General features: G+C 54.3%; 12 protein-coding genes. 10 read left to right on the forward strand and 2 right to left on the reverse strand.

The window, feature by feature from the left end; translation table 11 throughout:
- Positions 1 to 38: 38 nt before the first annotated feature.
- The 10 genes from Q8O73_RS07210 to Q8O73_RS07255 all read left to right on the forward strand — a co-directional run bounded on the left by Q8O73_RS07210 (position 39) and on the right by Q8O73_RS07255 (position 11,928).
- Entirely contained in the window at positions 39 to 1,184 is a 1,146-nt protein-coding gene (locus tag Q8O73_RS07210) for a nitrogen regulation protein NR(II) (protein WP_305556895.1), read from the forward strand.
- Complete coding sequence (ntrC, locus tag Q8O73_RS07215) at positions 1,181 to 2,629, forward strand: nitrogen regulation protein NR(I) (protein WP_305556897.1); 1,449 nt, start codon at positions 1,181 to 1,183, stop codon at positions 2,627 to 2,629. The genes Q8O73_RS07210 and ntrC overlap by 4 nt, the downstream gene beginning before the upstream one ends.
- Complete coding sequence (locus tag Q8O73_RS07220; RefSeq protein WP_305556899.1) at positions 2,626 to 4,887, forward strand: PAS domain-containing sensor histidine kinase; 2,262 nt, start codon at positions 2,626 to 2,628, stop codon at positions 4,885 to 4,887. Before ntrC ends, Q8O73_RS07220 begins: the two co-directional genes overlap by 4 nt.
- A 46-nt stretch (positions 4,888 to 4,933) precedes the next feature.
- Complete coding sequence (locus Q8O73_RS07225; protein ID WP_305556901.1) at positions 4,934 to 6,319, forward strand: sigma-54 dependent transcriptional regulator; 1,386 nt, start codon at positions 4,934 to 4,936, stop codon at positions 6,317 to 6,319.
- A gap of 44 nt (positions 6,320 to 6,363) precedes the next feature.
- Positions 6,364 to 7,743, forward strand: a complete 1,380-nt coding sequence (gene trkA / locus Q8O73_RS07230) for a Trk system potassium transporter TrkA (protein WP_305556903.1) — start codon at positions 6,364 to 6,366, stop codon at positions 7,741 to 7,743.
- Between the two features lie 51 nt (positions 7,744 to 7,794).
- A complete protein-coding gene (locus tag Q8O73_RS07235) occupies positions 7,795 to 8,664 on the forward strand; it encodes a D-amino-acid transaminase (protein ID WP_305556905.1) in 870 nt (289 codons plus the stop codon).
- A 6-nt stretch (positions 8,665 to 8,670) separates the two neighbouring features.
- On the forward strand, positions 8,671 to 9,354 hold the full coding sequence (locus Q8O73_RS07240; protein ID WP_305556908.1) for an HAD family hydrolase: 684 nt from the start codon (positions 8,671 to 8,673) through the stop codon (positions 9,352 to 9,354).
- A 125-nt stretch (positions 9,355 to 9,479) separates the two neighbouring features.
- The gene (gene hfq / locus Q8O73_RS07245) at positions 9,480 to 9,737 is read left to right on the forward strand and encodes an RNA chaperone Hfq (RefSeq protein ID WP_007089557.1); all 258 of its coding nucleotides are present in this window, start codon (positions 9,480 to 9,482) and stop codon (positions 9,735 to 9,737) included.
- Positions 9,697 to 11,076, forward strand: a complete 1,380-nt coding sequence (hflX, locus tag Q8O73_RS07250) for a GTPase HflX (protein WP_305556924.1) — start codon at positions 9,697 to 9,699, stop codon at positions 11,074 to 11,076. The genes hfq and hflX overlap by 41 nt, the downstream gene beginning before the upstream one ends.
- A 30-nt stretch (positions 11,077 to 11,106) precedes the next feature.
- Positions 11,107 to 11,928, forward strand: a complete 822-nt coding sequence (locus tag Q8O73_RS07255) for an inositol monophosphatase (protein WP_305556925.1) — start codon at positions 11,107 to 11,109, stop codon at positions 11,926 to 11,928.
- Between the two features lie 13 nt (positions 11,929 to 11,941).
- Here the strand turns inward: Q8O73_RS07255 and mazG are convergent, their stop codons facing one another.
- Both mazG and Q8O73_RS07265 read right to left on the reverse strand, forming a co-directional pair.
- The gene (gene mazG, locus Q8O73_RS07260; RefSeq protein ID WP_305556927.1) at positions 11,942 to 12,766 is read right to left on the reverse strand and encodes a nucleoside triphosphate pyrophosphohydrolase; all 825 of its coding nucleotides are present in this window, start codon (positions 12,764 to 12,766) and stop codon (positions 11,942 to 11,944) included.
- Between the two features lie 75 nt (positions 12,767 to 12,841).
- Complete coding sequence (locus Q8O73_RS07265) at positions 12,842 to 14,338, reverse strand: aspartate kinase (RefSeq protein ID WP_305556928.1); 1,497 nt, start codon at positions 14,336 to 14,338, stop codon at positions 12,842 to 12,844.
- Positions 14,339 to 14,368 lie beyond the last annotated feature (30 nt).

Here is a 14,368-nt window from a genome sequence, read left to right on the forward strand (position 1 = left end):
TCCATTCAGCAAACAGAACATAAATCGGGGAAATTTCTATGAGACTGGGCTTTGGCAAAAGTAGCGGTGTCGATCCGACAGGGATCCTGAACGCAATCGCCAGTGCGGTTGTTGTTGCGGATCGGGACGGAAAAATCCGTTTTGTCAATCAGGCGACAGAACAGTTGTTCAATACCAGCGCCGCCGTTTTATGCCGTAGCAATCTGTCGGATTTCATTCCTGCCGACAGTCCGGTTTTCTCATTGCTGACCCAGGCGATTGACGAAGCGACAATGGTCGCCGATCATGATTTGCTGATAGAAAGCCCCAAAATCGGCCATCATTCCGTCAATCTGACAGTGGGATCAATGCCAGACGAACCGGGTTCGGCGGTGATGAGTTTTGATCGCCGCTCGATTGCCCATAAAATCGATAATCAGTTGCTAAGCCGCAATTCAGCACGGTCGGTCAGTGCGATGGCCGCCATTCTGGCCCATGAAATCAAAAACCCGCTGTCGGGTATTCGGGGCGCGGCACAGCTTTTGGAACAGACCGCGACCGAGGATGACCGGGTTCTGACCCGTCTGATTTGTGACGAGGCCGACCGGATTGTCGATCTGGTAGACCGGATGGATATTTTTTCCGACAAACCGCTGGAACGCGGTGCGGTTAATATTCATACCGTACTTGAACATGTGCGGCGTCTGGCTGAAAACGGTTTTGGCCGTCATGTGGTATTTGAAGAAATTTATGACCCGTCCTTGCCGCCGGTATTTGGCAATCGTGACCAGTTGGTTCAGGTGTTTATCAACCTGTTTAAAAATGCCGGTGAAGCCATTGAGGGGGAAGGCGGTCATATTGTGATTGCCACCCGCTATCAGCATGGGGTGCGCTTGGCCGTTGCCGGTGGGGATACCCGCGTGCATTTGCCATTGGTGGTTACGGTGCGTGATAATGGTCCCGGCATTCCGGTCGATATGCGCGAAAGCCTGTTTGACCCGTTTGTGACGACCAAACCGACCGGATCGGGCCTTGGTCTGGCACTGGTTGCCAAGATCATCAGCGATCATGGCGGCGTTATCGAAGTCAAGGATGCCCCCGGTGGCGGGGCGGAATTCCAGATCATGTTGCCTATCTATAACCGTGTGATTGCCGAACAGGCCAGCATTGCCGACATGCCGACAAATAAGGAAGAAACCGTATGAGCCCGAGCCCGGCCCGCATTCTTGTTGCTGATGATGATCGTGCAATCCGCACCGTATTGACGCAGGCCCTGTCACGACAGGGCCATGAAGTGCGCAGCACCGGACAGGGCAAGACCCTGTGGGACTGGATTGCTGATGGCGATGGTGATCTGGTGATTACTGACGTCATGATGCCCGATGAAAATGGCCTTGATATGGTGCCGCGCATTCGCAAATTGCGCCCTGATTTGCGGGTTATTGTCATGAGCGCCCAAAACACCCTGATGACGGCGGTCAAGGCTGCCCAGCGCGGGGCCTTTGAGTATCTGCCAAAACCTTTTGATCTTAATGAATTAATCAGCATTGTTGATCGTGCGCTTGAAACACCGCAGCATATCGAAGCAGCCAAAAGCACCGGCGAGGAAGGCGATGACCGTCTGCCATTGATTGGTCGGTCGGCGGCGATGCAGGAAATTTACCGGGCGCTGGCGCGGTTGATGAACACCGATCTGACGGTGATGGTCACCGGCGAAAGCGGTACGGGCAAGGAACTCGTGGCGCGTGCGCTGCATGAATACGGCACCCGCCGTCATGGCCCGTTTGTGGCGATCAATATGGCGGCCATTCCGCGTGAACTGATCGAAAGCGAATTGTTCGGCCATGAAAAGGGCGCGTTTACCGGAGCCAATGAACGCAAGGTTGGCCGGTTTGAACAGGCCGAAGGCGGCACGTTGTTTCTTGATGAAATCGGCGACATGCCTTTAGAAGCGCAAACCCGGCTGTTGCGGGTATTGCAGGAAGGCGAATATACCCGTGTGGGCGGACGGACCCCGATCCGCGTCAATGTGCGTATTGTGGCGGCAACCCACCGTGATTTGCGCAAGCTGATCCGCGAAGGCACTTTCCGTGAGGATTTGTTCTATCGCCTGAATGTTGTACCTATCCGTTTGCCCAGCCTGCGGGAACGGCTGGAAGATATCCCCGAACTGGTCAATCATTTCCTGTCACAGGCCAGTGACGAAGGATTGCCACGCAAAACCCTGTCAAGCGAGGCGATTGCACGGTTAAAGGCCCATCGCTGGCCGGGGAATATTCGCGAACTGGAGAATCTGGTGCGGCGTCTGACCGCACTTTATTCGCATGACGTGATTGGTGTTGATGTCATCGAAACCGAATTTTCGGAAACCGGTGCAACCGATTCCGCTCCGGTGGGCGAGGCGCAATCCCTTGCGGAATCCATCGAACGCCATGTCCGTGAATATTATGACGCCCATGACGATGATATGCCGTCCAGCGGCCTTTACGACCGCATCCTGCGCGAAATGGAGCGTCCCTTGCTGGCGGTGACGCTGGAAGCAACGCGGGGTAATCAGGTCAAGGCGGCCGAGGTTCTGGGGCTGAACCGCAATACCCTGCGCAAGAAAATCCGTGATCTGGGGCTGGAAGTGGTACGGGGCGCAAAATGAACGCGACACAGCGTCAGCCCGATTCCGGCTGGCTGCAATCCCGTTTTGTGCGTGCGCTGTCCCGGCTGAGCCAATCGCGCAAACTGGCCTTTTTCCTGATGTCTGCGGCGCTGATATCGGTGATCGCAACCTATCTGGCGATGACGGGAACCGCGCCCTTACATCCGGACCCCAGAACGATCATTGTTCTTTTGAATATTGATCTGGTTTTGCTGCTGGCACTTGCGATGCTTGTCGCCCGCAAGCTGGTGGAAATCTGGGTCGAAAGACGACGGGGTACTGCCGGAGCCAAATTGCATACCCGTATGGTAATGCTGTTTAGCCTTGTTGCGGTAACACCGGCGATTATCGTAGCGGTTTTTTCGGCGCTTTTCCTGCATTTCGGCATTCAGGGCTGGTTTAGCGACCGCATTCGGACTGCGGTCGAAGAAAGCATGGTGATCGCCGATGCCTATTTGCAGGAACATCAGGAACTGATCCGTGCCGATGCGCTGGCAACGGCCAGCGATCTGCAACGTCTGGGTATCAGTTTTGCCACCGATCCCAACCGGATTGACCGGATACTGACCGCCCAGGCCGAAGCCCGCGGCCTGCCCGAAGCCCTTATTCTGGATGGCAGCGGGGCGGTCATCGGCCAGTCGGATTTCAGTTTTTCCTATGATCCGGAAATCGCCCCGGTCCCGGTCGAGGTTTTTGATCGCGCCCGCATGGATGATGTGGTTCTGATGCTGGGCGATACCGAAGACCGCATTCGGGCTGTGGTCCGACTGGATCATTTTCTGGATGGATTTTTGCTGGTCGGGCGGTTTGTCGATGCCAATGTCCTGAATCGCATCGACCGTGCCCGCAAGGCGGTAACCGCCTATAAAAATCTGGAAGGCGAACGTTCCAGTATCGTCATTACCTTTGTGATGATTTTCGTGATCATTTCAGTTGTTTTGTTGCTGGCGGCGGTGATGCTGGGTCTGACGGTGGCAACCCGGCTGGTACAGCCGATTTCAGAACTGATCATCGGGGCAGAAAAAATCCGGGATGGCGATTTATCCATCCGGGTGCCAGTGGGCGAGCAGGGCGATGAACTGGCCGCCCTGAGTCTGGCCTTTAACCGGATGACATCGCAACTGGACACCCAACGCCGCGAACTGATTGACGCCAACCGCCTGAATGATGAACGCCGCCGTTTTACCGAAGCAATTCTGGGCGGGGTGACTGCCGGCGTGGTTGGGCTTGATGCCGATTGCCATATCAATTTGCCCAATCGCAGTGCGTCGGAACTTTTGGGGATTAATCTGGAAGAGGCCATCGGACATCCGGTTTGTGAAGTCATCCCGGAATTTTCGCAATTATTTGACGACGGGCTGAAAGACGGCGACAGATCCAAACCGCGCCAGATCGAAATTCACCGTGACGGCTTGAATTTGATGCTGTTGGTTCGGGTGACGGTCGAACGTGCCGCAGACCGGACAGTATTTGGCTATGTCGTGACATTTGATGATGTGACCGAACTGCAAAATGCCCAACGCATGGCGGCATGGGCCGATGTGGCACGGCGCATTGCCCATGAAATCAAAAATCCTCTAACCCCGATCCAGTTGTCGGCGGAACGACTCAAACGCAAATATCTGAAGGAAATCACCAGCAATCCGGAAGTTTTCCAGATTTGCACCGATACGATCATCCGTCAGGTTGCCGACATCGGACGGATGGTTGATGAATTTTCGTCCTTTGCCCGGATGCCCAGCCCGACGATGCGCGATGAAAATCTGGTGATGCTGGCCAAAAGTGCCATTTTCCTGCAAAAACAGGCGCATGCCGACATCCATTATGATTTCACCATCGAGGATGGTAGCGAAACCACCGTGCAGTGCGATGCCCGACAAGTGACACAATGCCTGACCAATATCCTGAAAAATGCCGCCGAGGCGATTGAAGGGCGCGATGAAAATACCGAAAATCTTGCCGATGGCGAGATTGATATGCGTCTGTCAACCGATATGGATCGCCATCGCGTTTTTATTATTGTTGAAGATAACGGCAAGGGATTACCGTCTGAAAACCGCGAACGCCTGACCGAGCCCTATATCACAACACGCAGCAAGGGAACCGGGCTTGGCCTTGCTATCGTCAAGAAAATCATGGAAGACCACGGCGGAGAGCTTATACTTGCCGACGCGCAAAAAGGCGGGGCGAAAGTCACGCTGGCTTTTCCCTGTTATCCTGTGACGGAAGAGGCTCCTCCTGAAAATCAGGTTTCCTGATCACGTCTGCTGATGCAACACCGAAACCAAGGTCTTTGAGCGAAATATGGCGCACGACATTCTGATCGTCGATGACGAAGAAGACATCCGGGCTTTGATTTCCGGTATTCTTGAAGATGAGGGATACAAGACCCGTCAGGCGAAATCCAGCCAGCAGACGCTGTCCGAAGTCGCCGCACGGCGGCCGACTTTGGTCGTTCTCGATATCTGGATGGAAAACAGCGACCATGACGGAATTGAAACGCTGAAACTGATTCAGCGCGAACATCCCGAAGTACCGGTTGTGATGATTTCCGGCCACGGCAATATCGAAACCGCGCTGGAAGCATCGCGCAACGGTGCTTATGACTTCATCGAAAAACCGTTTAATACCGAACGGTTACTGCTTGTTGTTGAACGGGCGATTGAAGATGCGCGTCTGCGCCGCGAGAATCGCGAACTGACGATGCGGGCAGGGGGCGATGTCGAACTGGTGGGAAAATCGACCAGCATCAATACGTTGCGCCAGGCCATTGATCGGGTGGCGCGCACCGGTAGCCGTATCATGATTTCCGGCCCGGCCGGATCGGGCAAGGAAGTGATTGCGCGGTTGATCCATCGTCATTCGGCCCGTTCCGAAGGCCCGTTTGTGGTGCTCAATTGCGCCAATATTGCCCCCGACACCATGGAAGAATCCCTGTTTGGGGCCGTTGCCAGTGCAACGCGCGAAGCGCGAACCGGGGTAATGGAACTGGCGCATGGCGGGACATTATTGCTAGATGAAGTTGGCGATATGCCACTGGAAACCCAGGGGAAAATTGTCCGTGTTTTGCAGGATCAGACTTTCGAGCGGGTTGGCGGATCGGTGCCGGTCAGTGTCGATGTCCGGGTGATTGCCACAACATCGCGCAATCTGGAAGAAAAAATCGCAGCCCAGGAATTCAGGCAGGATTTGTATTACCGCCTGAACGTTGTGCCGATTGACGTGCCGCCGCTGCATCATCGCCGTGATGATATTCCTGAACTGACGGAATATTTCCTGCTGCGCTATGCCGAGGCAACCGGCATGCCCAAACGCCACTTGTCGGGTGAGGCGATGGCAGCCCTGCATGCCTATGAATGGCCGGGTAATGTCCGGCAACTTAAAAACATCATTGAACGCCTGATGATCATGGCACCGGGCGGCAGCAATGACCTGATCAGTGGCAAGATGTTGCCATCCGAACTGTTTTCGGATGTGCCGGAATCGCTGAATTTCGATAAAACCAGCGAAATCATGGCCTTGCCCCTGCGCGAGGCGCGGGAATTATTTGAACGTGAATATCTTCAAACACAGGTGGATCGTTTTGGTGGCAATATTTCCAAAACCGCCAGTTTTATCGGCATGGAACGGTCCGCCCTGCACCGGAAACTCAAAAGCCTCGGAATCAATGGCGACCGCCTGACAGATTAGGCGATACGCGGACAACCGGGTCCTTTTGAACAGGAGAATTATCTATGAAGGTCATTATTTGCGGCGCAGGGCAGGTGGGCTTCCACATTGCCAAATATCTTGCTGCCGAACAGAATGATGTGACAGTTATTGACCAGTCCGAAGAACTGATCCGCAAGATTTCCGATACGCTTGAGGTCAAGGGGATCATCGGTTTCGGATCGCATCCCGATATTTTACAGCAGGCCGGTGCCGAAGAAGCCGACATGCTGATTGCCGTGACTTTTGCCGACGAAGTGAATATGGCAGCCTGTCAGGTCGCGCATTCGCTGTTTAATGTGCCGACCAAAATTGCCCGTATTCGTAGCCAGACCTATTTGCAACCGGAATGGGCCGGGCTTTTTGGTCGCGACAAATTGCCAATTGATGTAGTGATTTCGCCGGAAATGGAAGTGGCGCGTGCCGTTGCCCGCCGCCTTCAGGCCCCCGGCGCGTTTGACATGATCCCCTTTGCCGATGACATGGTTAAAATTCTGGGGTTGCGCTGTAACGAAGATTGCCCGGTGATCAATACGCCATTGCGCCAGTTGCATCAGTTGTTCCCGGACCTGAATATTTCCATTCTGGGCATGATTCGCAATGACAAACCGGTTTATCCCAAGGGGGATGACCAGATGCTGGCCGGGGATCTGGTTTATCTGGCGGTATCAAGCGATCAGGTCGGACGGGCGATGTCGGCCTTTGGCCATGACGACCCGGAAGCCCGCCGTATTGTCATTTTTGGCGGCGGCAATATTGCCCTGTTTCTGGCCGAGGAAATCAACAATAACTTCCCCGGTGTAACCACCCGCCTGATCGAACAGGACCCGGAACGTGCCCGCTATGTCGCTCAGAAGCTACCCAAGAAAAGCGTGGTCTTGCTGGGCGATGTTCTGGACCCGGAATTGCTGGAAGAAGCCAATGTCGGCAATGCCGAGGCCGTGGTCGCCGTGACCAATGACGACGAAACCAACATTCTGGCATCCTTGCTGGCCAAACGATATGGCTGCCCACGGGCGCTGACGCTGGTCAATAAAAGCACGTATAATTCGCTGGTATCCGAACTGGGCATCGATGTTGTGATCAGCCCGCGTATGACGACGGTATCGACCATCCTGCAACATGTGCGGCGCGGTCGTATTCGTGCCGTTCATAGCCTGTCCGAAGGGTTCGGCGAGGTTCTGGAGGCAGAAGCTCTGGAAACAGCGCCGATTGTCGGCAAGGCAATCAAGGATATTGCCATGCCGGCCGGGGTGGTGTTTGGGGCGATTTTGCGCGACGGCGTGGTTGTCATGCCACGCGCCAACACCGTGATCGAGGCCAATGACCGTATCGTGGTTTTTGCCGGGTCCGAACAAATCAAAAAAGTTGAAAAGATGTTTGCTGTCCGGCTGGAATATTTCTGATATCGCTGCTTTATAACGTTTATCCCCGGAAAAGACGCCAAAGGTTACACAATGTCGCGCATCGCTTATGTCAATGGCCGTTACATTCCCCATGCCGACGCCTCTGTCCATGTCGAGGATCGCGGTTTTCAGTTCGCCGATGGCGTTTATGAAGTTTTCGCAGTATACAAAGGCGTTCTGATTGACGAAGCAGGCCATTTGGACCGTCTGGAGCGTTCCTTGGGGGAATTGCGCATTGAAATGCCGGTTGCCCGTGCGGCACTGGTGCAGATTTTGCGCCGGATGGTGCGCCGGAACCTTGTAACCGAAGGACTGGTTTATTTGCAGGTCACACGCGGGGTTGCACCGCGTGATTTTCCGTTCCCCCATGCGGCCATGCCGACTTTGGTAATTACGGCTCGCAACAAAACATTTCCGGGACGCGAGGTCAAAACCGTTCGGGTGATCATCACCCCCGATCAGCGTTGGGCACGTCGCGACATAAAAACTGTGGCGTTGCTGCCTGCCGCCCTTGCCAAGCAAAAAGCCAGAGAAGCCGGTGCCTATGAAGCATGGCAGGTTGATGATGATGGATATGTCACCGAAGGATCATCATCGAATGCGTGGATTGTCACCCGGGATAATGTGATTGTCACCCGTCAGTCCGATCACAATATTCTGCGCGGAGTGACGCGTATGGCGTTGCTGGATTTTGCCGATAAAAACGGTTTCCGGCTTGAAGAGCGCGCCTTTAGCGTGACCGAAGCAAAACAGGCGAAAGAAGCCTTTCTTTCCAGCGCCAGTACCTTTGTCATGCCAATTTCGCAAATTGACGATGTGGCGATTGGGAATGGCGAAATTGGCCCGGTATCGAAAACCCTGCGACTTGCCTATTTCGATGCAATGGATCAAATTGCCGCAACCACGCGGGCAGGGCGGTAACCGGCTATGACACAAACCCATCCGGCACGCCCCGATGCCATCCTGTTTGACTGGGATAATACCCTTGTTGACAGTTGGGGTACCATTCAAACCGCGCTGAACCTGACCTTTACGGATTTCGGGCGCGATATCTGGGATATGGCCGAAACCAAAAGCCGGGTGGCGCGGTCCTTGCGCGACAGTTTTCCGGAATTGTTTGGCGACCGCTGGGAACTGGCGCGGGATAGATTCTATGCACATTTCAACGCCATTCATCTTGAAAGCCTCACCCCCTTGCCCGCAGCGTTCGAGTTATTGTCGGCGTTAAAGGAGTCGGGCATTTATCTGGGAGTCGTCAGTAACAAGAATGGTGATTTCCTGCGCGCCGAGATCAGCCATCTGGAATGGGATCATTTTTTTGGTGGTATTGTCGGGGCGACCGATGCGGCAAATGACAAACCGGCCGTCGATCCTGTGCATCTGGCGCTGGGTGGTTCTGTTGCGCTGCCGCATCCCAATATGTGGTTTGTCGGCGACAGTGTCGTGGATATTCAATGCGCACGTAATGTCGGGGCGACGGCCATTCTGATTGGCGAAGACCTGACAGGCCACGGCGAGACCAGCGTTTCTGCATTGCTGACCCCCGATTGGCATTTCCGTGATTGCGAAGCGCTTGTAGGGGTTGTAAAAAGCTTCAGGAAAGCCTTATAGTTCCATCAGGTCACAAATAAGGTGGGACCAGAATCGTTTCAGGCCTAATTGCGGTCACCGGTTCTGAATTTCCGTGATCGCCCGAAACCAAAAAAACGCTCATAAAAGAAGGCTAGGTCTAACCAATGGCGGAAAAATCACAAAATGTTCAGGACGTATTCCTGAATTATTGCCGTAAAAACAAAACGCCGGTTACCGTGTTTCTGGTCAACGGAGTCAAATTGCAGGGTATCATTACCTGGTTTGACAATTTCTCTGTTTTGCTGCGGCGCGATGCCCACACACAGCTTGTTTACAAACATGCGATCTCGACAGTGATGCCGACGACGCCGATTAAACTGTTTGATCCGAGCCAGCCTGCAACGGACGAAGAAAATAGCTAACGAATCCCTGACGACGGGGGCGGACGGCAATGACGAACGCCCCCGGGTCCTGGTTTTTCACCCGGAACCCAAACGTGCGGATGCGACAGCATCCTGGCGCGATTCCCAATCACGTCTTGACGAAGCAGTCAGTCTGACCGGTGCGCTGGAGTTTGATGTTGTTGGTGCCGATATTGTGCCAATTGCCAAAATCCGCCCGGCGACGCTGTTTGGTTCAGGCGTGGTCGAACGGCTGCATGACCAAATCAAGGCCGAAGAGGCCGATCTGGTGGTGGTCAATGGTCAGCTTACCCCGATCCAGCAACGCAATCTGGAACGTGAATGGGAATGCAAGGTTATTGACCGTACCGGCCTGATTCTTGAAATCTTTGCCGACCGGGCGCGAACGCGAGAAGGTCGTTTGCAGGTTCAACTGGCCTTGCTGAGCTATCAGAAATCCCGGCTGGTAAGGACATGGACCCACCTTGAACGCCAACGCGGCGGGCGCGGCTTTTTGGCCGGTCCCGGCGAACGTCAGATCGAAATCGACCGCCGCCTGATCAGTGACAAACTGACCAAATTGCGCCGTGAACTGGACGAGGTCAAACGGACCCGCGACCTGCACCGGCAGGCGCGGCGGCGCGTACCTTATCCGATTGTCGCCCTTGTCGGTTATACCAATTCAGGCAAATCAACGCTGTTTAACCGCCTGACGGCATCGGATGTCTTTGCCGAAGACATGCTGTTTGCCACCCTTGACCCAACGATGCGCGGGCTTGAACTGCCGGGCGGGCGCAGGGTGATTTTATCCGACACCGTGGGGTTTGTTTCAGACCTTCCACATGATCTGGTCGCCGCATTTCGCGCCACTTTGGAAGAAGTTCTGGAAGCCGACCTGATCATTCATGTCCGAGATGTACATTCGCCCGAAACATCGGCCCAGAAACAGGACGTTCTCGAAGTCCTCAAGGAACTGGGCTTGCAACAGGCGATTGATGGTGAGGAACTGGTCGAAGCTCTGAACAAATGCGACCTTCTGGATGCAGAAGGGCGGATTGCCATTAAGGAACACAGCGTACGTCATCTGAACACCATCGCGATTTCGGCGGTGACCGGTGAAAATTGCGACAGCCTGTTAAAACTGATCGAACAGCGTCTGACATCGGAAATGCCGGTTTTTTCGGTTTCTGTGCCCTTTGCCAATGGCAAGGCTTTGGCCGAATTATATCAGCAGGGCGAGATTCTGCATCGTCACGAGGATGAAGACGGGATTACCGTTCATATTCGCCTCGAAGAAGCTCGGATCACCCGGTTTGAAGACTGGTGTCGCCGAACCAAACTGGACCCGCATACACTTTAACCCACGCGCACAAAGGGGCTTTCCTGCGTTATGATTCTGGATATCGATAAAGTTACTGCCATTATCCATGACGTCGCTCAACAGGAAATCGCCTCGCGCTTTGGGTTGCTCGAAGCCGCCGATATCAACACCAAAATTGATGCCAATGATCTGGTGACGATTGCCGATACCGAAGCCGAACGGATTTTAACCGAACGGTTATGCGCTCTTTTGCCTGGCAGCATCGCATTGGGCGAGGAAGCCGCCCATCATGATCATGGTTTGCAAAAACGCGCCTTTGCGCAAAATGCGCCGATCTGGATCATTGATCCGGTCGATGGCACCAAAAACTTTGCCCATCACCGACAACCCTTTCGCTGCATGGTGGCCCTTTATCAGGGCGGTGAAACTGTTGCCGCCTGGATACAGAACCCGATAACAGGCGATACCATCATTGCCGAAAAGGGCAGTGGGACTCGCTATAATAATGCTCCAGTGCGGGTTCGCGACAGAATCACAGCCGCGATTGATGCCAAGGGTTTTCTGATTTCCTATGCCCGTGACCGTTTGCGCAAGCATTACGGCCAGCATGATTTTTTCGATACCGTGGCGCATTATTCCTGCTGTGGTGCGGAATATGAGGAAATCGGGCGCGGCCTGTTTGATTTTTGCGCCTATCGCACCCTCAAACCGTGGGATCATGCACCCGGTACCCTGATTGTCCGCGAAGCAGGCGGCATTGCCCGTTACATCAAGACCGAAGGCGCACAGGATTATCACCCCAATGGCCACGGCACAGGATTACTGTGCGCCGCCACCGAAGAATTATGGGCAGAGCTGAACACCCTGTTGATGCCGGTGTTCGGGCGTTAAAATTTCCTGATTTTCAGCCTTTGGCGCGTTCGGCCTGCTTGGCTTTGTTCCACAGGGCGTCCATTTCCGTCAGATCGGATTGGGTGGCACTGCGGCCCTCACGGGCCAGTTCGGCTTCGATAAACTGAAAGCGCGTGGTAAATTTGCGGTTGGTGCGGCGCAGGGCGACTTCGGGGTCAACGCCCAATTTGCGTGCCAGATTGGCCATCACAAACAACATATCGCCCAATTCATCCTCGATCCTGTCCGGATCGGGGCAGGCTGTCAGTTCGGCCCGCAATTCTGAAATTTCTTCACGCAGTTTATCTAGAACCTGTTCGATATTCGGCCAGTCAAAGCCAACACGGGCCGCACGTTTGGTCAGCTTTTCCGCCCGCATCAGGGCGGGTAGGGCCGATGCGACACCATCAAGCGCACTATGAGGGGTATCCCCGTTACGCGCTGATTTTCGGGCGCGTTCTACTGCTTTTTGCTGTTCCCAGCTTTGATTCTGACCATCGGTGGTGCGCGGGGCGGCATCGCCAAAAACATGCGGGTGACGTTCGATCATTTTGTCGGTAATGCTGCGCGCCACATCGTCAAAGGTGAAATGGCCGTCTTCGGACGCCATTTGCGAATGGAACACCACCTGCAATAACAAATCACCCAGTTCTTCACGCAGTTCGGTCATATCGCCTTGGGCGATGGCATCGGCAACTTCATAGGCCTCTTCGATGGTGTAGGGGGCGATGGTATCGAATGTCTGCTCAACATCCCACGGGCAACCGGTTTGCGGATCGCGCAGGCGTGCCATCACTGTCAATAATTCTGCAATTGCCATTGTCTTGTTCTGCGCCATAAAGAATTTCCTCACAAAAAAGGCCTGTGGATGAAGAACAGCCACAGGCCTTTTAACAAGATCGATACCGGTCTGTCAGGCGGCAATCGCCGTATCGTCCTGTTTGCCGGATTTTTTGCCTTCGATCAGGCCGCGATGCAGGGCGATGATTGCCTTGTTGAAATCACTTTCGGTCACGACAAACTGCAAATCAACCCGGCGGCTGGGAAAATGGCTGGCGACCAGATCGACGCCGGCCTGATCCAGAATGCTAACCGCACGAGCAAACAGGCCCGGCTGATTGATATTTGCCCCAATCACCGACACAATCGCCACCTTGCGGGTCTTGATGGTTGCTTCGGGCTGATTGCGGCCAATTTCCTCGACACAGCGGCGAATTTGTTTAAGCGGGGCCGTTACATAATGGGTAATGGTATTGGCATTCAAATTCTTGGTTACCGTCGGCACCTTGTAGCGTTTCAGAACGCCCAGAACTTCTTCTTCCGCACCCGGAACACCGACCATATCCTGATTGAAAACTTCAATCTCGAATGCGGTCGGAACGCCGGTGACGATTTCAACACGGCTGTCATCGGGGTCCCAGTGATCGTCAATCACGGTGCCGGGATGTTCGGGCTCAAACGTATTGGCGATGCGCAGCGGAATGCCATGTTTGCGCATGCCCTTGGCCGCGCGCGGGTGGATGGCCTCCATGCCCATATTCGACAACTGATCGGCTACGTCATAGCTGGTCCGGCCAATCGGACGTACGGCATCCACCCCGACAATGCGCGGATCGGCACTGCTCAGATGGAATTCCTTGTGAATGATGGCTTCACGCGCCCCCGTCAGGCAGGCAATGCGCGAAAAGGTTACTTCGCTATAGCCGCGACCATAAAGGCTCATAAGCCCCTCGCTGCACTGGGCGTAACCGGTGACGATGGGCAACTGGATGGTGATGTCGATATTGGCAAAAACCGAATTGATTCGTTCATCAAGGGTCGAGGCTTCGGGTTCGCGCCAACCCGACAAATCGGCAAAAACGGCGTTTACACCCTTGCTGCGCAATAACAACATGGTGTTATGCGCGCTGTGGGCTTCCCCAATTGCGCTTAGCATTTCACGCACGGTCAAAAGATGCTTTTCCAGCTTGAAATGGCCAAAGCTGCACAGACGATGCAAATCCATGAGGCAACTGCGCGTGCCTTCGATGCGTTCCATGACAAAGGCATTGGCCAGTTTGAGATCGGCCAGATCCCTGAAAATGGTTTCATTGAGCGCGCACATTTTTTCGGCAACGCCCGACAGGGCATCGCCCCACGCCCAATCGGTTTCCGACCCGGCATACAGCTGATACACCCCGGCTTCGCCGGTTTTCTTGTTTTCCAGCAGCATATCGGTGAAGCCGCCATAGGCCGAGACCACAAAAATGCGATTGTAAAGATCCTGTTCGGAACGATCACCGACCAGAATATTGTTCATGACCGCATCGACCTTCGACATCGAGGTGCCGCCGATCTTGTGAACGCTATGCCCATCCGTTTTTGCCGGGTTGATTTTCCGGGATTTTGTTTCTTGGGGGGACGAAAGCATGATGCCTCCTTTGGGGGCTGTTTTTGTCAG

Source organism: Thalassospira sp. (genome assembly GCF_030690045.1).
In the GTDB taxonomy this organism is placed as follows: Bacteria; Pseudomonadota; Alphaproteobacteria; order Rhodospirillales; family Thalassospiraceae; genus Thalassospira.